Source organism: Methanobrevibacter sp. (assembly GCF_015062935.1).
Classification (GTDB): domain Archaea; phylum Methanobacteriota; class Methanobacteria; order Methanobacteriales; family Methanobacteriaceae; genus Methanocatella.
Genome location: NZ_SUTM01000014.1, coordinates 14,584 through 41,016, shown reverse-complemented (window position 1 = coordinate 41,016; position 26,433 = coordinate 14,584). Strand labels below are relative to the sequence as shown.

Here is a 26,433-nt window from a genome sequence, read left to right as displayed (position 1 = left end):
TTTGACACTAAGTTTGTCAATGTTACTGTTGATAATTATGGTTTGTCTGCTTATCTGGTTTTAGCTACTGGTGATGCTTTGGCTAATGAGACTGTTACTGTTATTGTTGATGGAAAAGAGTATAATGTAACTACTGGTGAAGATGGTTTGGTTGCTGTAGAAGATGTTATTGGTAAAGTTGTTGAGCTTAAATATGAGGGTAAAGATTCTTTCATGCCTTCCAGCTTTGAAGTTGACCTTAGTAATGTTAATCCTGCTAAAATCAATACAACTTTAGATGTAAGCTATGAGATTAATGGTACTGATGTTGTTGTTACTGTTAAATCCAATGCTCTTGGTGAAGTTGCAGTATTTGTTGACGGTGTAAAATCTACTGTTAAGTTAGATAATAAAGGTGTTGGCAGTTTAACTCTTCCTTCTCTTGATTACGGTGATCACAGTGTAGTTGTTGTCTTTGAAGGCGATGATGAATACACTGCTGCAGAAAACAGTACTAACATCTATCGTGAAGCGTTTGACACTAAGTTTGTCAATGTTACTGTTGATAATTATGGTTTGTCTGCTTATCTGGTTTTAGCTACTGGTGATGCTTTGGCTAATGAGACTGTTACTGTTATTGTTGATGGAAAAGAGTATAATGTAACTACTGGTGAAGATGGTTTGGTTGCTGTAGAAGATGTTATTGGTAAAGTTGTTGAGCTTAAATATGAGGGTAAAGATTCTTTCATGCCTTCCAGCTTTGAAGTTGATTTAAGTAATGTTAATCCTGCTAAAATCAATACAACTTTAGATGTAAGCTATGAGATTAATGGTAGAGATGCTGTTGTTACTGTTAAATCCAATGCTCTTGGTGAAGTATCTGTATTTGTTGACGGTGTTAAATCTACTGTTAAGTTGAATGATAAAGGTGTTGGCAGTTTAACTCTTCCTTCTCTTGATTATGGTGATCACAGTGTAGTTGTTGTCTTTGAAGGCGATGATGATTACGCTGCTGCAGAAAATAGTACTAACATCTATCTTGAAGCATTTGATACCAGCTTTAAGAATGTGACTGTTTACAAAAACAGTCTGGGTGCATTTTTAACATTATCTACCGGTGATGCTTTAGCTAATACCAGTATCATTTACACTGTTGATGATGTTAAATTCAATACTACAACTGATAGGGACGGTTGGTTTGTCATTGAAAACATTTCAGGAAGTTTTGTAGAAATAATCTATGAAGGTAATGGTTCTTTCATGCCATGCAGTCTTTCAATTAATTTGGTTCCTGAATTGATTCCGACATCCATACTTGGTGAAAACTTTGAGCAGTACTCCTGTGATTATTATGTTGGTGAAAGGGGTAGTAACTTTACAACACGTCTTGTTGATGAAAACGGCAACTCTCTTGTAAATAAAACAGTTTATATTGGATATAATGGAGTTACTCTGGAAAGGGTTTCTGATGAAAACGGTTTCATTAATGTTCAAATCAACCTTAAGAATGCAGGATTATACACCTTTGTTGTTGTTTTCTTAGGTGATGATGAATATAAGGCTTCTATGTCTGTTTATGTAGTTAAAATCAACAAGAAACCTACATCAATTTCTGCATCTGCAAAAACCTACAAAGTTGCAACAAAAACCAAAAAGTTAACTGTTACTTTAAAAACCATTAAAGGTGCTTCTGTTGACGGTAAAACTTACCTTGCATCCGGTAAAAAGATTACTTTAAAAGTCAACGGCAAAACCTACACTGGTAAAACTAACAGTAAAGGTCAGGTTACCTTTAAAATAACCAATCTCAACAAGAAAGGAAAATTCACTGCAAAACTTTCATTTGCAGGTGATGTGTCCTATGAATCAAGCAGTAAAAGTGTAAAATTAACTGTAAAATAGTGAGATAATATCTCACTACCTTTTTTTTATTTTTAAAAATAATATTTCAGATTTTTTAAAGAAACTTTTTTTAAATTAATCTTTCCAGAAATCGAATTCTTCCTCGTTAAGCCCTATTGAACTTAACTTAAATACTGGATTTTTTCCTGCTTTCTTTTGATATTCATAATCGCGCAGACATCCGATGGCGTATTTTCCAAGAATTACACATGTCGGCAGGTTTATCAATGTCATTAGTCCCATTGTAATGTCAGCCATTGCCCAGGCGGCATCCATAGGAATTATCGCACCGACAAAAATTACCACTACACATAACAGGTAAAATATCTGCATGAATCTTTTTGAAGGAACCCTTTTTTTGTTTAGGAACGCCAATGCATTGTCCACATAATATATGTTACCGAGCAATGTTGTGAATGCAAACAGCACCATCGCAACTGTGATGAATATAGGTCCTGCTGTACCGAAAACGGTTGAAATTGCATTCTGTACATATGGTGCTCCTGAAACTGTCACGTCCCTTGCAACACTGGTAGACAAGCACATCAATGCAGTTGCAGTACATAAAAGAAGTGTATCTATATAAACTGATAATGTTTGTACAAGGCCCTGTTTTGCAGGGTGTGATACATTAGCGGAAGCTGAAGCGTTAGGAGCAGATCCCACACCTGCTTCATTTGAGAATAATCCTCTTTTAATTCCGTATACAAGACAAGATCCGACAATACCTCCGGCAATGGATTGGAAATCAAATGCATCCTGGAAAATCAAAAGAAACATTGATGGAATGTTCTGATAATTGAATAATATGACAATCAATGCCACTGCAACATATGAAACTCCCATAATAGGAACTACTGTACTTGTAATCTTGACGATTCTGTTTTCTCCTCCAAGCAGACAGTATCCGACTATTATTGCCAATATTGCACCTATGATTAGAGGTGTTGTTGCATTATAGAATGAATAGTCCATGAAGGTTGACTGGAGGTTATATGAACATAAAAGATTGAATCCCAAAGCATATGTTGAGATTAGGAAAATGCAGAACAGTGCAGCTATTTTCGGTTTTCCAAGGCCATGTTCAATATAATATGCAGGTCCCCCATAAGGTTTTCCTTCATCATCTTTTCTTTTAAAGATTTGAGCAAGTGTACTTTCAATGAAAGCGGAGGATGCTCCGATAATACACATAACCCACATCCAGAAACATGCTCCTGGTCCTCCGAGACAGAGTGCTGTTGAAACACCTATGATATTTCCTGTCCCTACCCTTGAAGCGGTGGAAACCAGCATTGCCTGCAGTGAGGATACGGATTTTTTGTCTTCTGAAGGTTCCAGAAGGAGTTTGACAGATTCAATGAACAGCCTTATCTGCACCCCTCTGGTTTTGGTGGTGAAATACAATCCTGATACTGCCATAACAATAATCAGTATGGGAAAGTACAAAAAATTGTCAATCTGATTTAAAATATAAACTATATCTAACATAAATTCCCTCATTTTTAATAAATTGTTCATTTTAATAACATTATTTGAATCATTATTCTTTGAACTTTAATAAGTATATATTATATTTTTAATGTATAATAAATTTTATATACTTTGTATAATTATTTTTATTTTAATTTTAAAAACTCAATAAGTATAAAAAAATAATAATTTATCTTTTAAAATTTATATTTTATTTAATTAATTTTGTATTTGGGTGAATTTGTATAAATTTACTTGAATTGTTAAGATTTATTTGAACTGTTTTTGTTTTCATTGAGTATAAATATCAGTAAGGTCTAAATAAGTTTACTTTGATTTTTCAAAGGTGATATTATGGCACGCAAAACTTTCAATGATAAATTACAAGACTCTAAAGATATGCCGAAAATAGTAGTGGTTGACCATGAAAGGTCAATCGAGATATATGGCGGAAAAAACATGCTGATAGCTCCGCCACTGGAGTACAATGACATTATGGCTTTAATTCCTGAAGGCAAAGTGATTACCATCCGTGAAATCAGGGAATTTTTATCCCAAAGGCGTGGTGCTGATTTCACCTGCCCGATGACTGCTGGAATGTTCATAAACCTGTCTGCCAGGGCAAGCTGTGAAAGGGATTTTGATAGAATTCCTTTTTGGAGAACTTTAAAATCCCACGGTGAGCTGAATCCTAAATATCCTGGAGGAATTGAATACCAAAAACACAAACTGGAGTGCGAAGGTCACTCAATCATAACCAAGGGAAGAAAAAATATAAGATATTTTGTCGAAGACTATGAAAATAACTTATATGATTTACAATAAATTAATAAATAATGAAATCTCTTGAAAAAACTTTAAAATCTGTGACAGAAAATCCAAAGTACATTTTCAGATTAACTGTTCAGGGTGTACTGGTAGGTATATTTGCCGGATTGATGGTATGCTTATACCGTTTGCTGCTTGCAGGTTCAGAAAGTGTTTTAAGAGATTATTTAAGTATTATACATGGAAATGTATTTTACATCATTTTATTTTTTATAGCCCTTGCCATAATGGGGCTTTTAATTGATTTTTTAACTAAATGGGAAGCAGATTCTTCTGGAAGCGGCATACCTCAGGTTTATGCGGAGGTAAAAGGCCATATGGAAGCCAACTGGGCAAAAGTACTTTTCTCTAAAATAGTAGCCGGTGTTTTAACAGCATTGGGCGGTTTGTCATTAGGTCCTGAAGGTCCGTCCGTTCAGATTGGAGGTATGGCCGGAAAGGGAATAGCCAAGCTTTTCAAAGGATCCAAAACCGATGAGCTTCGCCTGATTCTTGTAGGTTCTGCTGTCGGTATCACTGCAGCATTCAATGCTCCCCTTGCAGGAGTGATATTTGTCTTTGAGGAAATCAATCACGGTTTTGATAAGACCCTGGTTTTCATAGCTCTGGTTTCAGCTATTGTATCTGACTTTATTTCAAAGGGCATTTTCGGCCAGTCCACAATATTGAATTTCCCTGTATTGAACATTCCTTTGGATTCATTCTGGATTTTAATCGTTTTAGGTTTGATTGTTGGCCTTCTGGGTTATGTCTATAATATTGGAATGATCAAGTCAAGCGATATAGTAAAAAATCTTAAGATTCCTTCATGGCTCAAGTTCGTGCTGGTATTCATGGTTTCAGGTGTTGTAGCTCTCATGATTCCTGAAATTAGTGACGGAGGTCATTTCATGATGGACATGCTTGACATAGCTATCCCGTCACTTGGAGTTCTTGTATTGCTTCTTGTATTGAAATATCTATTTTCAATGTTTTCATTCTCATCAGGAGCTCCTGGAGGCATATTCCTGCCTATCCTTGTGCTGGGCGCATATATAGGTGCAGTATTCGGTTCAGTTGTTGTTCCGGCTTTCGGCTGGCAGCATGATTTGATTTATCGGTTTGTTATAATTTCAATGGCAGGGTTTTTTGCAGCAACCGTCCGCTCACCAATTACTGGTATTGTACTTCTTGCGGAAATGTCTGGCTCAACAGAATCCCTTGTGGCAATGATTATCGTGTCACTTATTGCATATGTTGTTCCAACACTTCTCGGAAACGAACCTATCTATGAGTCACTTTATGACAGGTTGCTTTTAAGCAAAAACAGGCAGTTCGTTAAAAAGCCTTCAAAACATGTCCTGAGTGAATATCTTGTGCCGTTGGATTGCAATTACATTAACTTTAAAATCAAGGACATTCCATTTCCTAAAAATGCAATTGTTGTGTCAGTTATCAGAAACGGCAAGTATATAATTCCAACGGAGGACTTCAAAATCCAGTATTCAGATCAGGTCCAGATTTTAACAGACAGCAATGACTATCCTTATGTTAGAGAAGAGATTGAAGAGCTATTTGGTGGTTAGATGAGTTTAATTTTTAAAAGACATAGTGTACGTAAATTCAAAGATGAAAAAGTTCCGGATGAACTGATAGAAAACTTGCTTAAAGCAGGCATGCAGGCTCCGTCATCATGCAATTCACAGCCTTGGGAGTTTGTGGTTGTTTCAAAAAGTGAAGATAAAAAGGCAATTTCTCAGATGCACCAGTTTGCAAAGCCTGCAGAAAACGCTTCACATCTCATTATTACTTTGGGAAACCTGAATGAGGCAAAAGTGATTGGAATGATTGAGCAGGACCTTGGAGCATGCAATGAAAACATTTTGCTTCAGGCAACCCATGAAGGTCTGGGTGCAGTATGGCTGGGTTTTCATCCAATAGAAGACCGTACATTAAAATTGAAGGAGTTTTTGGAAATTCCTGATTATTGCATTCCATTTTCAGTAATCTGTGTCGGCTATCCTGCAGTAGAAAATGAAGTTAAACTAAGATATGACAAATCAAAGGTTCACTTTGACAGATACTGACTGCAGTAAATATATTTTATATATTTCATTGGACAAAATTATAATTTGTAATTATTTTTAGATGATGATATGATTAGTAAAGAGCTTAGAGAATTTGAGATGCTGAATACAACAACTCAAAGCATATATGAATTAAATGAGTTAAATGTATTGATAATCCTTAAGGACGGTTCCAATTTAACCAGTTGGGATTTTGTTGATGATAAAGAGGATATTATTTATATTACTGAAGATTTGTTCGGTAAAACTGATTTGGCAAGACGTTATGCTGGTCTGACTAATCTTAAAGCAATAATTCCTTTTGGATTTGGTGATGTAAAGAATATGGAAGGGATGTTTCAGGGATGTGAATCTCTATCAGACATCACTTCACTGAAATCATGGGATGTCTCAAATGTTGTCAACATGACCAGCATGTTTGAAGGATGTCAGTCTTTAAGTGACATTTCAGCTCTTTCTAACTGGAATGTATCCAATCTTAAATCAATGGGCAATATGTTCGGGTATTGTTCCAGTCTTGAAGACATCTCTGCTTTAAAGGACTGGGATGTAAGCAATGTTGAAGATATGCATTACATTTTCTCAGATTGTGTCAGTCTGAAGGATATTTCAGCCCTGAAAAAATGGGATGTATCCAATGTATCTGATATGGCCTGCATATTCGATTACTGCATATCTCTTGAAGACATTTCTGCTTTGAAAAACTGGGATTTATCCAGTGCATTCAACATAACTGCAATGTTTAGAGGATGTGAATCATTAAAAAACATTTCAGCATTAAAAAAATGGGATTTATCTAAGATGGACAATAATTCATCACTATTATCTTTATTTACTGACTGCACTTCTCTAAAAGACATTTCTGCTTTGAAAAACTGGGATTTATCAAACATCACAAGAATCAGCAGACTTTTTGACGGATGCAGTTCAATTACAAGCATTTCAGCCTTGAAAAATTGGGATGTTTCAAACGTGACTGATATGGAAGGTCTTTTTAATGGCTGTGAATCCATAACGGATGTCTCTGCTTTAACGGATTGGGATGTAAGCAATGTCCAAAACATTACTGAAATGTTTTGCGGCTGCACAGCACTAACAGACATATCTTCACTCAAATCATGGGATATTGGTAATGTATATGAAATGGAAGATCTTTTCAACTCATGCGAATCACTGGAGGACATTACTTCTTTAGTGTCATGGGATATTTCCAATGTCAAAAGCTTAACAGGCATATTTGCAGGATGTGAATCACTGACTGACGCCTCATCACTGTTCAGCTGGAACACTTCCGATATAAGAACTATGGAAAGCCTGTTTGACGGATGCAAATCACTGGTTGATATATCTGGACTTGAAAAATGGGATGTATCAAAGGTTATAAACATAAATGACATGTTCAGGGACTGCAAGGCCCTTGAAAATACAAATCCTCTTGACTTCTGGATAATGGGTGAAATTCAATATGCTGACAATGTCTTTGAAAACTGTGAAAACATTAAAATCTATCCGATGTGGTGTCCAAATGGTGCGTTTAAAGGAAGCAGCAAAAATCTTCTTGAATTCAACAGATTAAATAAAATCACCGACAGTATTTTCAATCTGGGCGATTTTAAAGTTTTAATCATACTGAAGGACGGTACAAACCTGACAAGCTGGGACAAGGTAGCAAACAGACAGGATATATTATATGTTAATGAGGATCTCTCCGGTGAAACTGATTTGACCGAGCATTATGCTGGAATGACATCTTTAAAGGCAGTATTTGCATACGGTGTCGACAGTGCCGAGAAAATGGTCGGAATGTTTGACAAATGCCAGTCTCTGGAGGATATATCATTTTTAAAAATGTGGGATGTCTCCAATGTTGTTGACATGAAATTCATGTTCCATGACTGCAAATTCCTAAATAATATCGCACCGATATCATCATGGGATGTATCTAACGTTAAGGATATGAATGGGATGTTTTTAGGATGCCTGTCACTGGTTGATGTGCCGTTAAGCAATTGGAACGTTGAAAATGTGCAGTTTATGAGAGCAATGTTCTGGAATTGCATATCTCTGGTCAATATTCTGTCTTTAGGCAGCTGGAATGTCTCAAATGTTGAAAACATGAACGGAATGTTTTTCGGATGCATTTCAATAGAAAACTTCTCATCCCTTGCGGCCTGGAATGTTTCTAATGTAAAGGTCATGTCCGGAATGTTTGAACACTGCAGAGCATTGGTAAATGCTTCTCCAATGGCCAATTGGGATGTCAGCAATGTAACTTCCATGGACCACATGTTCTTTGACTGTGAAAAACTCGAGGATGGGTCTGTTCTTGACAATTGGAATGTTGAAAAACTGGAAAATATGGACCTGATTTTTGAAGGATGTAAATCTTTAAAACAGTATCCGAAATGGTTTTTAATGGCGCTGGAAAGACAGCAAAAATTGATAGAGGAAAAAATCAGGCAGGAACAGGAAGAAGAAATAAGACAAAAGCTTAAAGAAGAACAGGAAAAGGAAGCTATTAAGCAGAAGCTTAAAGAGAAAGAAGAGCTTGAAAGCAATGAAAAGGAAGCTATTAAGCAGAAGCTTAAAGAAAAACATGAACTAGAAAAAGAAGAGAATCAAGACTCATAATTCCTTATCTAATTCTAAAGATACAATTAAATATAGAAAAGTGTAAAACAATTTCAAAAATTAAAAAAAGGTTATTGACATGTCTGAGTTAAAATATATGGATTTATCATTGGATGAAATATTAAAAAATCTGAATAGAACTAAAAATGTAGTTGAAAATCAGGAAGAGGCAATTATCAAATTTAGAGACATTATTCTAACAGCTTCAAATAAGCGAACATCACCTAAAAAGAAAACAACAATTTTCCTAGCTGGAGCCGGAAGATCAGGTTTTGTTGCAAAATCATTTGCCATGAGACTGATGCATTTGGGTTTCTATGTATATGTATTCAATGAAACAATCGCCCCTCCGGTTCAGGATGGAGATATAATCATAATCATTTCAAAATCAGGCAAATCCAATTCAATTACTCAGATTGTTGAAGATTCTAAAATTGATAATGTTAAATTCCTTGCTGTTTGCGGCAACACTGAATCCGAACTGGCTCAAAAGTCAGATGCAAGAATAGTCATCGATTCCCTGCCACAGATACTAGTAAACCTTGAGGATTCCGATATCGACAATTTCATAGAGTTTTTACCTAAAACAATAATGAATTTTGAAAATAGTGATGAAGTAAAACGTCAGCTGGATGCCCTTCCAAGGAAAAACATTGACATGGCCGATAAAAAAATAATGGCTCAGATGTATGAACTGCCCCATGAAATCTATGGAATAAGTAATATTTACCGTCCCCTTGAACTGATTTTAATGGGAACTGCTTTTGAAGTGTCTGCTCTGGTTTTGCTTGATGCGTTAATCGTTGAGCTGATGCACAAGTTGAATTTGCGTGAAAAAGACTTAAAGGCATATCATGATGTTTTAAGCAGTGCAATTTAAATTTTTTATGTTAAATTCATTAATATTAATATTTGCAGGCATTTTGCTGCTGTTAAGTAATATATTTTGATATTTATGATATGATTAGGAAAAAATACAGGGTATTTTCATGGGAAAAATAGATTGCATTGTTGAATTATGTTATGAATAAGTTTAAAGAGTAGGAAAGAGAAATTAAATCTTCTAATTAATTAAATAAAAGAAATTTAAGAAATCAATATTGATTTCTTAATTCAAACATTTGTTGACCCAGTTTATGAAATTGCTTGTACTGTCACCGGTTCTTTCAGCCTGAGTATGTCCTTGACCCCATACAGTTGAAAATTCAACATTATCAGATCCTACTTTACCTAAAACACCTAAATACAGATTTACATCAACACATTGGGATGTGTCGCCCTGTTCAATACCTGTATTGATTCTCCAGTATTTGGCCACATCTGAACTTCCTGCACCGTCGTAATAATCGCATAGGTAATACATTGGATTGTACATGTCAACACAGGTCTTGATTGTATTGTTCAGGCTGTCTGTTTTTTCCAAATCACTGCTGTATTCATTGACATAATCTGATGAATAATCGCTGAATTTGGAGTATTTATCACTATTGTTTTTAAGCAGGTCACTTGCTATTTTATCAAAATGGGATGAACCGTTTGCATCAAGTCCAAAGAGTCCGTTTTCAGCCTGTGAACGATTCAAGTCATCAAATGCAGGTGCTGATTTTGACGGATTTTTGCAATGTTTTACAAATGCTTCCAGACTTGTTATTTTAGCGGTGTTTGTGCTTTCATCATATTCAATCCAGGTTTCATTGCCGTTCAGTGATGCGATATAATCCTTGGCAGTGTTGTATGTAGTATTGTCTGATGTGTCTGATGAACCCATTTCTCCAGCAGCATTTCCTGCCGGAGCACTTCCCGCATCACTTGGCGCTTCACCTGAGGGCATATCTCCTGATGGCATGTTTCCTGAATCACTTGGTGCATCTCCTGAAGGAGCTCCTCCTGAAGGCATTCCGCCCATTCCTCCTGCACTTGGGGTGTAAGGGAATGCGGTATCATTTAAGAAATTGTTCAGTGACTCTTCAGTAACGCTTAACATGTAATCATAGTATGATCCTGAAGTATAAACTCCTGAAGAGCTCTCCTCAAGGGTCAGTGTGTTGCCGTTAGGGTCTTTAAGACCTAGATTATTGATGTATGTTGCATACTCTTTTGCCATATCTCTGCTGAGTTCACCGGTAAATGATGAATTGCTTCTTGCATATTGGCCCATGTTCCATTCATAAGCCTCATCGGCGGTATCCAGATTTGTAATTGGGCACCAGCACATTGCCCCTGCAATTGCATTGGATAAAGTGTTTCTATCCTTGTCAACCATTGCAGCTTGAACGTCTTCAAGATATGGAGTGTAGAGTTTGCTGTTTCCGCTTGCGCCCATTATTGCAGACTGTGCTCCTCCACCACTGTGGCCGAATGTAAATATGTTTTCTGTATCGCCTGGAAGTACATCGCCGTTGAATCTGTAGTATGTTACTGCTGATTTCAAATCTGTAACTCCATCAGGTGCTTCAGCGTTGTCTCTTCCTCTGCATCCTGCATTCAGGTAAATGAAACCTGCATCAGTATAGTTCTTGATTTCTCCTGCATTATAGCTGGAAGGTGCGGTGCATGATGAGTATCCTGGTGTATTTACGGGCATTACTATCGGTGCTGATGATGAGGTGTAGTTTCCGACCTGTTCCCCATCTTTAATTTTACAGGAATATGTTCCGTTTGAGTTTTCGGTTGCTTCAAAGTATTTTCCGGGTACGTATATTCCGCATGACTGATATTTGGTATCTTCAGGATTCATGCAGTATATGAGTCCTATCTGATAGTAGATGTCATTGTCTTTGTCGTAACTCCAGTTGTTCATGTTTATGGATAGCTTTTGGCTTAAGGCGGACACGTTATATGAAGGTCTGTTCCCTGTTGGAGCAGTTTTTCCAAACAAAGTGAATGCTCCTGCAATTATTATTGCCAAAACAATTACAACTATGAGTATTTTATGTATATTTTTCATATTTTCACCGTTTTTGTAATATTATTTAATTCATTCCCTATTATAAAATTTTTAGCAAAGTTACATATACTAAATAGTATATATATTATATAGGTGAATTTAAGTGGATTTAGTTGTAACTTCTATTGTGGAATTTGTTGTTGTAATTGCTTTGTTTTTTGTTTTGGTTTTTATCGGTGTGAAGATACGTGATATTATTCAAAACAGTTCAAGCAGATTTCTCAATCCCGAAGAATTCCTTCCACTTGAAGAAGTGCAGACCTTAAAACAGGTATTCTATCTCATACTGATGGCTTTATGTTTCATTTATCTGTTTTATTTCATATCCATCTTTGATAACTCTTGGATTTATTTTATTGCATTTGATATTTTACTTTCACTGTATATTGCTGTTACATTTGAAACATCTAAGATGCATAAAATAATTCTGTTGCTTTTAGTGCCTTTCGGATCTTTGACATACGCACTTTTCGATGGTATTTCTTTAACTTATTTGGTAGATTTCGTTCATTTCCTGATATTTATCTATTTCATCAAGTATTACTATGGAAAATTCCAGGAATACACATTTTCAAACGGTCTGGGTGTTACAGTTGTTTTGACATTTGCCATAATTTTCATCAGCTTTTTCGTTACCCAATTTGCTGAGAATAAGGGACCTCTTGATGCCCTGGTAATGGCTTCCAATGCTTTTACAAGTAACGGTTATGTAGTTTTAGGACAATCTGCTTTAGGAAAACTGAACAGTGTTTTTCTGGTCTGGGGAGGATATATCATATCAGGTGCAGGTTCGGCTACATTAACGGCGGCAATTTTAGTTAGAAAATTCAACAGGCGGCTTGATGAGCTGGAAAGGCTTCTTGAAGATGGGGGTGAAGAATAATGGTAATGAATGAGTCAATGATGATTTTAGGTTTAATTATAAGTTTTTTAGTCTGTATTTTAATTTTTACTGCCATGTTTTTCGCTGTTAGATTTATATGGCCTAGACTTAAAAACAGTTCCCAAATTAAATCTTCAAGATTCTTATACCTTGAGGAATATCTGCCTGTTGAGGAAGCACATACGCTTAAGCAGGTTTTTTATCTGGTAATGATTATAATTTTTGTATTCATTATTCTCTACTCCATATTCGGGTGGCAAAGCGGAAGACATGTTATTATAGCAATGGATATTATCTTTTCAGTATATCTTGCATATGAAATGGATAAAAATGACCTTAAAAGAAAATTCCTCTTTTTCTTTTTGATTCCATTCGGTTCACTTTTTATAGTGATCGGAGGAGATCCTGCCGGGTCAAGGTTATTCTATGTCCTGGATTCGCTGCACTGTCTGTCATATCTGTATATGATAAAAGTCTATTATCAGAAGTTTCTGGAATATACACAGACAAACGGTTTGGGAATAACAATAATGCTTTTGTATCTGATAGTACTGTTCAGCTTTTTATTTACAATTATTGTTGAGAATGTTTCACCATTGGATTCAATTGTGATGGTTTCCAATGCCTTTACAAGTAACGGTTATTCAGTTTTAGGTTCATCAGGTATTGGTAAGATGGATGCACTGTTTCTGGTGTGGTCAGGTTTTATCCTGTCTGGTGTCGGTTCGGCTACACTGGCGGTGTCAATCGTTAGAAGAAATCTCTACAAGAGATTTGATCATATTGAAGATTTGATTAAAAAGAATAAGAAAAATTAATTAATTATTCTTTTTGCAAATTCTTTCACGTTTTTTAAATCCTCATCATTTGGACGTCCTCTGTGGACGAGCTTGAATGCTCCTCTGCAGTGGAATTCGTTTTCGCTCATTTTAAGGCCCTTGGCTTCAACTTCCTTTTTGACCTGTTTGTAGGTTGACTCGATGAGAGCTGCTGATGAGAAGTTTACAACTTCACCCACGTTAACGTTAATGTTTTGGATGAACTCTTTTATTTTTTTGTCAATTCCTGCTGCATAAACTGCACTTCCTAAAAACAGAATGTCCACATCTTCGGTTAAAGGTTCATCTACTGTTTTTGCTTCAACGTTTACAACACTGGAAATTGCTTCTGCAAGCTTTTTTGTATTTCCTGTTTTTGTGTAGTATCTAATTGCGATTTTCATTTTTTCACCTTATTATTTTAATTAGCACATTAAACAATATAAATATTGATGATAAATAATTCTAACATTGATTCAATTATGGGAAATCCCCGAAAAGCCATCAACAGGCTTGCTTTTCCAACCATCCTGTCTATGTTTTTGATGTTTCTCAATAACCTGATTGACGGTTTTTGGGTTTCCGGAATCAGTGCAGAGGCCCTTGCCGCTTCGGGGTTCATTTTACCATTGTATCTTGTCATAATAGGTCTTGGAAACGGTGTTGGTGCGGGAGCGAATTCCCTGATTTCAAGATATGTCGGTGCGGAACGTTTTGAAGATGCAAATAATGCAGTTATCCATTCAATTATTCTTATGCTTTTGGTGTCAGTCATAGTTTTGCTTGTAGGGACATTCTTTTTGGATGATTTGGTAGTTCTTCTTGGGGCTTCATCAGTCAAGTCATATTGCCTAAGCTATGGCGGTGTGATATTTTTGCTGAATATAGTGTTTCTGGCACCTAATGTGACAGCAAGCATATTCAGAGGTGAAGGTGATGTCGGCCGTGCAACAAATCCGTTAATATTGACAGCAGTTCTAAATATGATTCTTGATCCTGTTCTCATTTACGGTGCGGATATGGGAATTTTCGGTGCGGGGCTTGCAACAGTTGTCTCCTCATTCATCGGATGGATGTGGATGCTTTACTGGATTTTCGTTAAAAAGGACACATTTTTCAAATTCAATCTTTCATATTACAGGCGCAGATTTGAAATATATAAAAATATTCTGGTCGTTTCACTTCCTGCCGCATTGGAGGAGGTAATCTTTGCCCTTGTGGCGATTATCTTGAATTTCCTCATAATCGTGACAGCAGGGGTCGGTGAAGTTGCCTCATTTACAATTGCATGGAGATTCATATCCATTGCATTCCTGCCTTGCATGGCAATAGGCATTGCTACAATAACCGTTTCAGGTGTGGCCTATGGAGCCAGAAACTGGCGGAACTTCAATGAAACCATAAAGTATTCAACATTATTGGGTCTGGCAATAACGGTTGGGATATGTGCAGTATTTTTCATTTTCGCATATCCATTATGCGGAGCCTTCAATTTCCAGGCAAATGATTTGAATCTGGTAAACCGTTCAGCTGAAATACTCAGGCTTCTGGTTTTCTATAACGTTCTGATTCCTTTCGGAGCTACTGCAGCATACACATATCAGGGTGTCGGTTCAGGATTCAAGTCATTGGGTTTGACTGTTTTTCGCGAATTAATATTGAGCATGGCTTTGGCATACCTTATGGGCATCGTTTTGGATATGGGAGTTTTCGGAGTGTATCTGGGTGCAATTGTGGGGATGAACATAGGCTCTTTAATAGGTTTTGTCTTCATCTGGATTTTCAACATTAAATTCAAATATTCCTGTTTGAATTCTTAAAAAGTATTACTTTTTTTATTAATTTTTTAGTTTCAGTAATACTTCATTATCAAGTATTACTTTTTAATATTATATTTAAATACTTATTATTACTATTATTTGATATAAATGATTATTATTACTTTTTTAGTGAATTAAAGCGATTTAGTAATACTTTTTTTAGAAATCTTTATATTGGATTTTATTACAAAATTATTATTTGTAGTAATATTTTTTTATAAATTTTTGCTACTAGGAGTTTAAAAAATGAAATTTGTTAGAAAAAAACAGACTTTACTGGTGATATTGCTCGTAATATTGTCATTAAGTTTATTTTCACAGGTTGCATTTGCACAATCAAATGTGACTGATGATGATTTAAAACAGGATGATAATGTAGATGTGGTATTGGATAGTGAATCTGATGGCTCTAATTATATTTCAAAGAATTCAATGAATACTACTTTATTTATAATAAGTGATAATCCTGGAACAAATGTTCTGGACAAATCGGGTCAGGAACTTTTTGAGGAACATGACCTTAAAAATGTTAATTTAGTTGTCCGAAATGGAAACCAGGTTAAGACAATGAGTGAAGATGAATTGGCATCTCTAATTAATGGAAGTGATGCTTTTATTGGAGAATGGATTAGCAGTGATGTTGATTCAGTTTTAACAAGTCTTTTGGGAAAATACCCTGAACTGTCAAACAAAGAAATATTTCTCATATTGGAAGCTCCTTCCGGCAACCTGAATTCAGATTCCAGTTCAATCAAATTGTTAAGAAACAACACCTTGAACTATAATAAGATATTTACAGGTTTTACTAATGAAGAACTGATAAAATACTTTAAAAATACTAAAAGAGGTATTGCATACTCAAGTGTAAATAGCTACATAACATATGATGCGGCAAACTTCAATGAATTTTTAAACCAGATGGTTCTCTATAAGGACCTCAATGACAAGGACAATCTGAAAAATCAGATATTGTATGTCCTGAATTATTTGGGTCTTGATTTGAAATATGAAAAGCCAATATTTACGGGCAGTAAAACTTATGGAATATATAGGGACAGGTGGTATTCACTTGATGAATACATAGAAACTTTCTTTAACAAATCTAACACTCGCACAGTTGGTGTTTTGGAAAGTACCATGTATATTGAATCTCAGCAGTTACATACATGCTATGAAATTATAGAATCTCTAGAATCAAGAGGATATAATGTCATTCCTGTATTTGCTGCAGGAGGTTCTGCTGAACAGTTGGCGGTAATGGTTGAATCATGGACAAATGCTGGTGCTGACATTGCAGAATTTTTAACCGATTCATCTGCATATGATGTCTATGTCGATGCTATTGTTTCCATGGTTGCATATGGGGTTGGAGGTGAAAACTTCACCAAGGCAACAGACTTTTTTGAAGAGGTTGGTGTCCCTGTATTCCGGGCAGTTCACTCTGATTATGTTTCAAATGAACAGTGGGAACTTGGATCAACTGGCCTCACCACTGAAAAAAGTGACAAATGGTGGCATATTACAATAGCAGAAACCCAGGGAATAATTGATGCAACCTTTATTGGAGGAGCTTCAAGCTATATTTCAAATCTTACAGGAGCTCAGATTACAACATATATATCTCATAAAGGCAACATTGAACTTTTAGCTGATAGGATTGATTCATGGGTCGATTTAAAATACACTTCAAATGAAGATAAATTGATATCCATAATCTATTATAATTATCCTCCTGGAAAACAGAATATAGGTTCAAGTTACCTTGATACAATCAAAAGTATTTATAACGTGCTTTACACCTTAAAAAATGCAGGATATGATGTTGGTGAACTTCCAACAAATGTTTCTCAGCTTGAAGATTTAATCATTTCATGCGGTATAAATGTAGCTACTTGGGCGCCAGGAGAACTTGCCAAATTGGCAAATCGCTCTGAAGTGACTCTGCTTCCTGTAGATGAGTATACCACATGGTTTAACTCTTTGGATGATATAGTTAAAATACAGGTTGAAAACGGTACTGTTGCATATATTGGAGAGTTGACAAGACGTGCAGTTGAGCTGAACTACACTTCAACAATCGCAGATACAATTACCGACTGGTATAATCAGGTAGTTTCTCTTCTTCCGGATGAAAAGTCAGCTGAATCTAAGAAAGTTCTGGATAATATTGTTTCAAGCTTGAAAAATTATGCAAAAACTCAATCAGTTGAATATTATGATTTATATTTAAAGTATTATGATGAATTTAAAAGTTTAAACATTTCTGGATTAAACGGATGGGGTGCAGCTCCTGGAAATGTAATGGTAGTAAATAAAAATGGCACTGACTATTTTGTTATTCCGGGATTGACATTCGGTAATGTTTTCATCGCTCCCGAACCTCAAAGAGGATGGGAATCCGACATTGAAAATCTATACCATTGTACTGCTGTTGCTCCGACACATCAATATTTGGCTGCATATTACTACATGCAGACTAAATATTCCAATGCAATGATATTTGTGGGAAGGCACGCTACTCATGAATGGCTGCCCGGCAAAGAAATTCTTTTATCAGCTACTGATTACGGTTCGGTTGTAGTTGGTGATGTTCCGCAGCTATACTTCTATATATCAGATGGTTTAGCAGAAGCTATTCAGGCAAAAAGAAGAGGTTTTGCAGTAATAATTTCACATTTAACATCTCCAATGGCATATACACACTTATATGGAAATCTGACACAATTGGCTAATCTCATCAATGATTATCAGGACAATAAAAATCAGAAAACAGAATCCCAGATTCGTGATTTGATAATCACAAATGATTTTTCAACCAATTTGGGATTAAACAAAAGTGAAGTGAAAAGCATTTCAATGGAGGTGCTCCTTGAAAAAGTTGATACTTTCCTAAAAGCAACTCAGGATACATTATATCCATTGGGTCTTCATGCATTAGGTGATGCATGGAATGAAAATGATCTTGCAAGTACTGTCAGTGCAATACTGTCCAGGGACTTGGTTTTGGAGAACAATCAGGGAGTTTTGAATCTGTTTTCAGAGCTTTCCGACATTTATTATTCCAAATCATACAGTGAGCTGACAGCATTTGAAAGGGAATTTATTCTGAATAAATCCTATGATATAGCTAAAGCATTGATATACTGGGATGTAAATACGGTTTATTCCACTTTAATTAATCAGAATACCAAATTCAACAATTCCAATGTTTTAGGATGTCTTGAGTTAGGAAAAACATACATTAATCTGATTAATGAAAGCATTTCATCTGAGTTGGAAGCAATGCTTGACGGATTAAACGGCAGATATATTCCTGTAGGTGAAGGCGGTGAAATAGTTGTAAAGCCTGCAATTCTTCCGACAGGAAAAAACATGTTTCAGGACCAGTCCAGTGAACTTCCAACAATGGATGCATGGGATTACGCTAAAACACTTGCTCTTTTAACTCTTGCTGATTTAAACGACACTACAGAAAAAATAATAATGGGAATCTGGTGTGTCGAAACCGCAAGGGATGATGGTGCTTTAGTATCAACAGTTTTATATCTGCTTGGAATGAAACCGGTTTGGACAGATTCCTCAAGTGCAGGATTTGACGATGAAGGAAACCCTACAGGTAAAAAGGTAGGGTCCATGCCTGAAGTAATCAAGCTAAATGATTTGACCAGGCCTGACGGATGGGAAAACAAAAGAATAGATGTAACTGTAATTACCAGCGGATTATTTAGGGATTTATATTCCTCACAGTCAATTCTGCTTGATAATGCTTACAGAGTAACTCTAGCAAGGTCATATCTGACTTTAATCAATAACAAAACTTTGATGAATGGCAAATATGGTAACCAGTTAAGGGAAGCTTTGGAAGGTGTTGTCGGTGGAATAAATTATTATGGTGTTTCAAATGAAGCTTTAAGTGATAATTATGTTGCACAGCATTGGATTGAAGATTGTCTGTATTATCTAAGCATAGGATATAATTCCACTTATGCAGGAGAATGTGCTATTACACGCATCTTTGCTCCTCCAAACGGTGATTACGGTGCAGGAATATCAAAACTGGTATCCATGTCATGGACTTGGAATGATACTGATGAGCTGGCCCAGTTCTATTTGGGCAGAATGGGTAACATGTATTCCAAAAACTATTGGGGAGATACAAATCCTCTGGTTTTCATAAGAGCATTGTCCGACTCAGACACTATCATTACAAGCCGTAACACAAACCAGTATGGTGTTCTGGACAACGATGACTTCTTTGACTATTGGGGAGGTCTTTCAATGGCTGTTGAAAATGTCTCAGGAAAATCTCCGAACATGAAAGTACTGATGTATGCGGACAAAAGCAATGCATATATCTCTTCTTTGGAGGAGGTCATGTATAGTGAAATCGCTGCAAGATATGATAATCCTAATTGGATTAAAGGGATGATGAATGAAGGTTATAGTGGGGCTCGTTACATGTCAAACAAGTTTGTAAGCAACCTGTACGGTTGGCAGGTAACAAGGCCTGCATCAGTGAGTGACGATTTATGGAATAGGGTATACAATACATATTATCGAGATAAATATGGAATCGGTGTTAAAGATTGGCTGATGAGTGGAAATAATGCATACTCATTGATTTCAATGAGTGGAACCATGTTGACAGCAGCTCATGAGAATTACTGGAATGCAGATGAAGCAACTCTAAAAGATATTGCAAACACATGGGCTCAGGCAACAGTCCAGAACGGTGTTGCATGCTGTGACTGCAGCTGTGGAAATATTGCTATGATGCAATGGGCAGTTCAATATGTCAATCCGGATATATTGGCTCAGTTACTGCCTAAATTATATCAGGCAACACAAAATCCGGTATTCTTGAATAACACCAATAATGCCATTCCTGAAAACACTGACCCTTCAAGTCAGGAAGCTTCAACCCCTAATCCTACAAAAGGATCTACATCCTCAACAACAGTGGCTGCGAATTCAACTACAACAAACAGCAATCAGTTTTCACAAAGCAGTGCTAACTCACAGGGTCAGGCAGTCAGTGATGCTGGTGAAAGTTCATCTCAGGGTGATGTTGGGGCAGCAAGCAGTGAAGGTGCTGATGTTAAGAAATCCATTGAGATTAATCCGGTAACACAACTCTCTGCAAGTGAGGTTGGAATGAGCCTTATTGCAGTTTTAGGCGTTATTTGTTTAATATTGATTATTGGAGTCGGTTACTTTAGAGATAATGACAAAGATAAAAAGTCAAAAAGCAATTTAGATGATCTGTTCAATGATAAATTATGAACAGTTCATTTAATTTTTTTATTTTAAAAGAGGGAATGAAATGGAAGTAATTAGTTTATTATGGCAGCTGGGTATATTGTCGGCTGTTTTAATATTTGGAATAAAATTAGGCCTTGCAACAGGTCTGGCCAATATGTCTAAAAGATATTTGGCAATGGTTACAATAGGTTATGGTGGCGGAGTTTTGATTCTGACTGAGATTTCATCATTTTTTACAACACAAATCACAGATTTGATTTACACTTATAATTTTGAGTTCTTTTTAATCATGGCTGTCATAATGATTTTGGCAGGTATATTTACAATCAGAGAATACAAGGTATTTGAGAAAAATACAACTGCTGCAACATGTATGGCTGTTGTTGCACCATGTCCTTGCTGTTTTGGTTCAATTATTGTAAGTATAATGCTTGTTGCACCTACTGTAGGTTTGGGTCTTATGCATTTGAGCGCTATTGTTGCAGGTGCTTTGGTTTTGACAATTCTTGTGACATATTATGCTTCAAATTATCTGGTCAATTTTATCAAGAAGCCTTATCCTATTGTGCTCGGTAACTTCATGCTGTTTTTAGGAATTTATTTCCTTATATCTGCATTGTTCTTGCCGAATATTACAGCATTGCTGCAAAATCCGATGGATGCAATTTCAATTCAGTCACCGGAATACATTTTGGCGGTTTTAGGATTGATGCTGATGATAATGTTTTTAGGCGGATTCTACTTTAAGAACAATAGCTATTTAGATTGAGGTGTTATGGTGGCTGTTACTGTTCCTGGGAGTGAGATTTTAACTTCCGGATTAAATATGATAGCACAGAGCCTGCAGATTCCTGTAATTATTTTTCTTGTAATTTTTGCATTTTTTGCAATAGTTACACTGGGAAGTCTCATTGCAGAGTATACTTCAAGAAGGAAGGTGTCTCCGGACGGCCTTGAAAAGATAATTTATGCAATATCCAATGCAGGTTCCAGTGATGAGTTGTTGAATATTATTAAAAATTCTGGGATTTATGAAAATCAGAAAGTTATTTTGGTTAAGATTTTAAGGTCTGAAAGCCTGACAGCAGAAACCAGGCAAACTCTTGCACGAAAACTGGTTGAGTTTGAGGAAACTAATGCTGCCAAAAGAATCGAAAGAACCGATATTGTCACACGTATTGGTCCTACTTTAGGTTTGATGGGTACATTGATTCCGATGGGTCCAGGTCTTGCGGCTTTGGGTGCAGGTGATGTAAATACTTTGGCAAATGCGATTATAGTTGCATTCGATACTACTGTTGTAGGTATAGGAGCAGGTGCTGTAGGGTATTTCGTATCAAAAATCAGACGCAGATGGTATGAAGAGGACTTGTCTAATTTGGATGCATTATGCGATGCTCTTCTGGATAAATTGAAACATTAATGGAAGTTATGCTATGGTTAGGCGAAAATGCAAAAAACGATTTAGCGAGGGCGAAGAAGACCCTATGGCTGGAACTTCCAACCTTGTGGATGCAATGCTTGTTATTGCAGTTGGTTTTTTAATTTTTGTTGTGATTAGCTGGAATATGCAAAGTGTTGTATTTCAGGATACTTCTCATGAGCAATCGCAGGCTGTTGAGAATGCCCAGGCTAATATCACTGAGGTTACAGAAGGGCAGGTATTGAACGAAACTCCAGAGTCTTCTGAAAGTTCAGGTCAAGGTTATATGGAAATGGGCAAGGTCTATAAGGATCCTTCAACGGGCAAGCTGATTATGGTTGAAGGTTAATAGAAATTAAGTAAAAAGTATTACTTTTATTTTTTCAAAATTTTCTATTTTTATTACTTTTTTTATATTTTATTACATTTAGTATTACTTTTAGCCTAAAATAATACTTTTTGGGACTTTTAGACTTATAAAGTAATAAGATAATCTTTATATTGTTATTACTACTCAATTTTAAGTGAAGCATTTTATAAATAACAGTTAAAAAGTGTTTTAATATGAATAAAATGTTTTAAAAAATGTTAGGGATATTATGAAACGGAAATCATTAATTTTTATTTTTGCTTTGCTTTTCATGATTGTAATTTCTCTTAGTGCAGTAAGTGCTGACAATCCACAGGAGGGTATTTCTGGTGAAGTTTCAGGAGATGTTGATTTGGCTTCTGTAAACCCTTGGTCTACAAGCGGTGAGCTTAACTATGACATCCCTGCAGACGCACAGAATATCAAAAGTGTCAACGTTTATGTAAACGTGTACGGTGGAAGTGCTAAAAATACTCATGGAGCAAATGCAAATGTTAGTATAAAAACAGTAGACGGAGAAAAACAAATAGCCAGTGAAGAGTTATGGATTGAAGACGGCAGCAGTGACGGAACTGTCTATCCAGTAAACGACCACACAACAAAATGTTACTCTGACTATCAGATGTATTATGACATTACCGATTCAGTAAAAGGTTTGAACGGATCTGCAATAACTCTTAAGGTAGACACATTTAAAATGGACAACAAGACCTTTGACGGCAGAATCAAATTAATCGCATTGATTCTTGCATATGATGATGGAGATTCAGATGTAATTAATTATTGGGTGGATTCTACTCAAAGATGGTCAAAAACCAATATTTCAACAACATTTGCAACAAAAGATGCAAATAATATAGACAGTGCTGAATTATACAATATCATGCTTTCAAGCGGTGACGGAAGTTATAAAGTCAATGAGGTCATTTTGGGTGATGCAAAAAATCATACTTCCGGCGACTACTATCAATATAACAGCTGGGATGTGACCGGTGATTTAAATAAAGGTGAAGATACTGAATTTTTATCAATGTATGCCGGAACAAGCGCATACGGTTCAGTCAAAAATGTATTGTCATTATTAAAAACATTTTCAATACAGGCTGATGTATCTTTAGCAACAGAATATACAAACACATGTTATGCAGGAACAAATAATACAATAACAGTTAATGTAAATTCCAATAAGGCAGGCAGATACACAATTGAATTATTTGCTGATGGTGTTTTAGTCAACAGCACAGAAATTGATGTCGACGGTGCAGCTACATTGTTATTGACTGACCAGACTGTCAGGCCTGTTGATGAGACAACTGTAAATGGTGCAAACAATACTAAAGTGCTTTATGCAGTTGATTTAAAATATGGCGAAAATGTAGTGGCTCAAGCTAATAAAACAGTGCCTGTTCTCTACAATGGTAATTTGGGCAAGGATTTTGCATACAATGCAAGCTATATTGAAGATAGTGAAATTTACAGAATTACTGGAAAAATGGAGGCTGAAACACTCAGCGATTCAACCTACATGTCTGCAGCTAAAACAAACAGAAGTGATGTCTGGGAAATTACAATTGGTGAAAACTCCCAATTTGTAAATGCATTAATCTATGTTGCTTATAACTGGGATAAATCTGGTGCATCAGGTCCTGTTTTCAACACTACTTTTAATGGAGTATCAGTAAGTCCTAAAGCTCATTATAGGGATCAGTCCAATTTAGGTACCTATGGAAAATACGGTTACGGTTTATTTGTCTATGATGTATCAAGCCTTGTTAAAGAAGGCAACAATACTTTTATAATAAACAAGGAACCTGGTTTGACTGCTGTTTATCCAAGTACTTTAATATATATGACAAATATGACCGGCAGTGATACATTAACAACAATATTCATTGGAAATGGTGCGGACTTATTGTCTGCAAGTAGTTATAATAAAGCAAGCAGAGCGGTTAGCACTGATGCATTATTGAATGTTGAATTTGGTTCTAAAAAATTGGTCAAAGCTAATTTGCTTGTCTTTGCAGCAAGTGCACAAGCTGGTGAAGGTAATATAATTTTCAATGGTGAAGTTGTAGAAAATGTATGGAATGGATCTTCGAACTCTGTTGAGATATTCAATGCTAATGTTATTCAGTTAAATTCAAAAAACAACGTTTCATTTGTAGCAACAGGTTCTACAATCCTGGCTTTACAACAGGTATTTGCAGTAAGCCAGAAACTTTCTCTTGATACAACTTTAACACCAAAAATATTGTCTACAACTTATGATTCAGGAAAAGCGTTCACAATCGCTGTTAAAGATGAAGACGGAAATGCTGTGGAAGGTTTGAAACTTAATTTAAAAGTTTTCACAGGAAAATCATCCAAAACATATTCTGTAGTCACAAAATCTAATGGTGTTGCAACATTCACTCTTGCTTCAAAATTGGCTATTGGAACTCATAAGGTGGAAATTACATCTTCAAGTACAGATTATAATGTCAAAAAGACTACATCTTCAATTAAGGTAGATAAAGCTAAAACCACTGTTTCAGCTCCAAAAGTTACTGCAAAAGTTAAAAAATCCAAATATTTTAAAGTTACTGTTAAAAATAAAGCAACCAAAAAAGTAGTCAAAAACATTAAGATAAAAGTTAAAGTCTACACAGGCAAGAAATTCAAAACATATACTGTAAAAACCAGCTCTAAAGGTTTAGCCAAACTCAACACCAAATCTTTAAAAGTCGGTAAGCATAAAGTTGTAGTTTCTTCCGGAAATTCCAAATATGTCATCAGTGCAAAAAGTGTTATAACAATTAAAAAATAGGATTCACTTCCTATTTTTCTTTTTTTATTTTACCTTTTTGATAAATTATTTTGCTGCTTTTTGATTTTAACATAAGTTTAATCAAATCGAACATTAATAATTTAAAAGGGTAATGTTTTCTTCACATGATTGTATCATCAAATGTAGATAAATGAACATTTTTCTGCATATCTTTATTATAAACATATTTTTATATCATTAATGTCAACCTATTATTGTGAGTTAAATGGTAGCTAAAACTGTAACCCTGATGATTAATAGTACCTTTTATGATATGATGGCTGAATACAGATGCTTTATTGAGGAAGTCTATCCAAGATTAAAAGAGGAATGTCAAAAATATGATATTGAGATAAATTACCGTGATGTAGCTTTTTCAGTGCCTAGAAATGAAGCAGATAAGGGCATTCTGCTTCAGGATTTCAGATTCATTGATATGGACAGGACATTTTTCATATGCTTCAGAGGTCAGAAACTTGGATGGAGACCAAAGCATACAAACATCAACGGATTTACAATAGATGAGTATCCTGAACTTGTGGGCTACATTGGAAACGTTTCCATCACTGAACTTGCAATCATGCATGCTTTAACACCATTTGACCGATATGTTGACGGCGAAAAATGTGACATAAAACCTGCCAAACATTCCCTGTTCTATTTCAGAAAGCCGGACTATGAAAAAGACTTGTCAGGTGAGGTCAAACATTTTTATGTTAACAAATCCAACGGCGAGCTTAAGGAAATACTTGATTTGGAAGTTGCAAAGGCCAAGGATCTGATTTTTGAAACAAAACATGATTTGGATAAAAACTCTGAAAATTCCTCCAGAATGATTATCAGAAATTATGATGCTACTTGGGATGAAAATTTAAACACTTTTCAAATGTTTCTGGACTATGTTGATGAGTATTCCAAAATAGTTAAAAGACCATTGGATGATTTCATTGAAATTCATGAAGAGTATCTCTGCAGAAATGCAGATGGCGCATTGTCCGAGCTGGCTTTTGGAGGAAGGCCACTGGGTGATGTGATTTATGAGGATATTTTAAATGAACTGAAAATCGAATTTCCTGAGAATTTCAAATAATTCGATTATTTTTATATTTTTTTTAAAATTTTTCAATATTTTTGTGTGATGTTTATTTTACATTGACTTTTTTTATATGTAATAGTTTTTTAACATGGTTTATTATTTTTTATAAAATTAAAGGGGCGGTCTGAT

At 35.7% G+C, this 26,433-nt stretch carries 18 protein-coding genes; 15 read left to right on the top strand and 3 right to left on the bottom strand.

Annotated features, from left to right (window positions below; all coding sequences use genetic code 11):
- A partial coding sequence (locus tag E7Z81_RS07795; protein WP_292746034.1) for an Ig-like domain-containing protein occupies positions 1–1,881 on the top strand: 1,881 nt, incomplete at its 5' end.
- A gap of 75 nt (positions 1,882–1,956) precedes the next feature.
- Here E7Z81_RS07795 and E7Z81_RS07790 read toward each other — a convergent pair.
- Complete coding sequence (locus E7Z81_RS07790; protein ID WP_292746031.1) at positions 1,957–3,372, bottom strand: alanine/glycine:cation symporter family protein; 1,416 nt, start codon at positions 3,370–3,372, stop codon at positions 1,957–1,959.
- 336 nt (positions 3,373–3,708) lie between these two features.
- Here E7Z81_RS07790 and E7Z81_RS07785 point away from each other — a divergent pair, with 336 nt between their 5' ends.
- The 5 genes from E7Z81_RS07785 to E7Z81_RS07765 all read left to right on the top strand — a co-directional run bounded on the left by E7Z81_RS07785 (position 3,709) and on the right by E7Z81_RS07765 (position 9,759).
- Complete coding sequence (locus E7Z81_RS07785; protein WP_292746029.1) at positions 3,709–4,179, top strand: MGMT family protein; 471 nt, start codon at positions 3,709–3,711, stop codon at positions 4,177–4,179.
- Between the two features lie 11 nt (positions 4,180–4,190).
- The gene (locus E7Z81_RS07780) at positions 4,191–5,747 is read left to right on the top strand and encodes a ClC family H(+)/Cl(-) exchange transporter (RefSeq protein ID WP_292746027.1); all 1,557 of its coding nucleotides are present in this window, start codon (positions 4,191–4,193) and stop codon (positions 5,745–5,747) included.
- Positions 5,748–6,248, top strand: a complete 501-nt coding sequence (locus E7Z81_RS07775; RefSeq protein ID WP_292746025.1) for a nitroreductase family protein — start codon at positions 5,748–5,750, stop codon at positions 6,246–6,248.
- 69 nt (positions 6,249–6,317) lie between these two features.
- A complete protein-coding gene (locus E7Z81_RS07770) occupies positions 6,318–8,879 on the top strand; it encodes a BspA family leucine-rich repeat surface protein (RefSeq protein ID WP_292746023.1) in 2,562 nt (853 codons plus the stop codon).
- Between the two features lie 79 nt (positions 8,880–8,958).
- Complete coding sequence (locus tag E7Z81_RS07765; protein ID WP_292746021.1) at positions 8,959–9,759, top strand: SIS domain-containing protein; 801 nt, start codon at positions 8,959–8,961, stop codon at positions 9,757–9,759.
- Positions 9,760–9,987: 228 nt separating this feature from the next.
- Here the strand turns inward: E7Z81_RS07765 and E7Z81_RS07760 are convergent, their stop codons facing one another.
- The gene (locus tag E7Z81_RS07760; RefSeq protein WP_292746019.1) at positions 9,988–11,826 is read right to left on the bottom strand and encodes a subtype A tannase; all 1,839 of its coding nucleotides are present in this window, start codon (positions 11,824–11,826) and stop codon (positions 9,988–9,990) included.
- Positions 11,827–11,929: 103 nt separating this feature from the next.
- Here E7Z81_RS07760 and E7Z81_RS07755 point away from each other — a divergent pair, with 103 nt between their 5' ends.
- The gene (locus tag E7Z81_RS07755) at positions 11,930–12,709 is read left to right on the top strand and encodes a hypothetical protein (RefSeq protein ID WP_292746017.1); all 780 of its coding nucleotides are present in this window, start codon (positions 11,930–11,932) and stop codon (positions 12,707–12,709) included.
- Positions 12,709–13,527: a hypothetical protein gene (locus tag E7Z81_RS07750; protein WP_292746015.1), complete on the top strand. Its 819-nt coding sequence runs from the start codon at positions 12,709–12,711 to the stop codon at positions 13,525–13,527. The genes E7Z81_RS07755 and E7Z81_RS07750 overlap by 1 nt, the downstream gene beginning before the upstream one ends.
- Here E7Z81_RS07750 and E7Z81_RS07745 read toward each other — a convergent pair.
- Complete coding sequence (locus E7Z81_RS07745; RefSeq protein ID WP_292746013.1) at positions 13,524–13,931, bottom strand: flavodoxin family protein; 408 nt, start codon at positions 13,929–13,931, stop codon at positions 13,524–13,526. The genes E7Z81_RS07750 and E7Z81_RS07745 overlap by 4 nt on opposite strands.
- A gap of 48 nt (positions 13,932–13,979) precedes the next feature.
- On the opposite strand from E7Z81_RS07745, the gene E7Z81_RS07740 reads away from it, so the two are divergent.
- From E7Z81_RS07740 to E7Z81_RS07710, 7 genes are all read left to right on the top strand, one after another.
- The gene (locus tag E7Z81_RS07740; RefSeq protein ID WP_292746011.1) at positions 13,980–15,347 is read left to right on the top strand and encodes an MATE family efflux transporter; all 1,368 of its coding nucleotides are present in this window, start codon (positions 13,980–13,982) and stop codon (positions 15,345–15,347) included.
- A gap of 246 nt (positions 15,348–15,593) precedes the next feature.
- Positions 15,594–20,630 carry a cobaltochelatase subunit CobN gene (locus tag E7Z81_RS07735; protein ID WP_292746009.1) on the top strand — a complete coding sequence of 1,679 codons (5,037 nt, stop codon included), beginning with the start codon at positions 15,594–15,596 and terminating at the stop codon, positions 20,628–20,630.
- A 40-nt stretch (positions 20,631–20,670) separates the two neighbouring features.
- Positions 20,671–21,378, top strand: coding sequence for a DUF2162 domain-containing protein (locus E7Z81_RS07730; RefSeq protein ID WP_292746007.1), 708 nt, complete (start codon positions 20,671–20,673; stop codon positions 21,376–21,378).
- Positions 21,379–21,384: 6 nt separating this feature from the next.
- A complete protein-coding gene (locus E7Z81_RS07725) occupies positions 21,385–22,032 on the top strand; it encodes a MotA/TolQ/ExbB proton channel family protein (RefSeq protein ID WP_292746005.1) in 648 nt (215 codons plus the stop codon).
- A 13-nt stretch (positions 22,033–22,045) separates the two neighbouring features.
- Entirely contained in the window at positions 22,046–22,381 is a 336-nt protein-coding gene (locus E7Z81_RS07720) for a DUF2149 domain-containing protein (protein ID WP_292746003.1), read from the top strand.
- Positions 22,382–22,631: 250 nt separating this feature from the next.
- Positions 22,632–25,208 (top strand): DUF3344 domain-containing protein, encoded by a 2,577-nt coding sequence (locus E7Z81_RS07715; protein ID WP_292746001.1) that lies wholly within the window; start codon positions 22,632–22,634, stop codon positions 25,206–25,208.
- 226 nt (positions 25,209–25,434) lie between these two features.
- Positions 25,435–26,298, top strand: a complete 864-nt coding sequence (locus E7Z81_RS07710; RefSeq protein ID WP_292745999.1) for a hypothetical protein — start codon at positions 25,435–25,437, stop codon at positions 26,296–26,298.
- The last annotated feature ends 135 nt before the right edge of the window (positions 26,299–26,433 follow it).

Bases quoted from the DNA above. Each gene is read 5' to 3' on its own strand.
- E7Z81_RS07790 (WP_292746031.1), bottom strand. From the start codon at position 3,372: ATGTTAGATATAGTTTATATTTTAAATCAGATTGACAATTTTTTGTAC.
- E7Z81_RS07785 (WP_292746029.1), top strand. From the start codon at position 3,709: ATGGCACGCAAAACTTTCAATGATAAATTACAAGACTCTAAAGATATG.
- E7Z81_RS07780 (WP_292746027.1), top strand. From the start codon at position 4,191: ATGAAATCTCTTGAAAAAACTTTAAAATCTGTGACAGAAAATCCAAAG.
- E7Z81_RS07775 (WP_292746025.1), top strand. From the start codon at position 5,748: ATGAGTTTAATTTTTAAAAGACATAGTGTACGTAAATTCAAAGATGAA.
- E7Z81_RS07770 (WP_292746023.1), top strand. From the start codon at position 6,318: ATGATTAGTAAAGAGCTTAGAGAATTTGAGATGCTGAATACAACAACT.
- E7Z81_RS07765 (WP_292746021.1), top strand. From the start codon at position 8,959: ATGTCTGAGTTAAAATATATGGATTTATCATTGGATGAAATATTAAAA.
- E7Z81_RS07760 (WP_292746019.1), bottom strand. From the start codon at position 11,826: ATGAAAAATATACATAAAATACTCATAGTTGTAATTGTTTTGGCAATA.
- E7Z81_RS07750 (WP_292746015.1), top strand. From the start codon at position 12,709: ATGGTAATGAATGAGTCAATGATGATTTTAGGTTTAATTATAAGTTTT.
- E7Z81_RS07745 (WP_292746013.1), bottom strand. From the start codon at position 13,931: ATGAAAATCGCAATTAGATACTACACAAAAACAGGAAATACAAAAAAG.
- E7Z81_RS07740 (WP_292746011.1), top strand. From the start codon at position 13,980: ATGATAAATAATTCTAACATTGATTCAATTATGGGAAATCCCCGAAAA.
- E7Z81_RS07735 (WP_292746009.1), top strand. From the start codon at position 15,594: ATGAAATTTGTTAGAAAAAAACAGACTTTACTGGTGATATTGCTCGTA.
- E7Z81_RS07730 (WP_292746007.1), top strand. From the start codon at position 20,671: ATGGAAGTAATTAGTTTATTATGGCAGCTGGGTATATTGTCGGCTGTT.
- E7Z81_RS07725 (WP_292746005.1), top strand. From the start codon at position 21,385: ATGGTGGCTGTTACTGTTCCTGGGAGTGAGATTTTAACTTCCGGATTA.
- E7Z81_RS07720 (WP_292746003.1), top strand. From the start codon at position 22,046: ATGGTTAGGCGAAAATGCAAAAAACGATTTAGCGAGGGCGAAGAAGAC.
- E7Z81_RS07715 (WP_292746001.1), top strand. From the start codon at position 22,632: ATGAAACGGAAATCATTAATTTTTATTTTTGCTTTGCTTTTCATGATT.
- E7Z81_RS07710 (WP_292745999.1), top strand. From the start codon at position 25,435: ATGGTAGCTAAAACTGTAACCCTGATGATTAATAGTACCTTTTATGAT.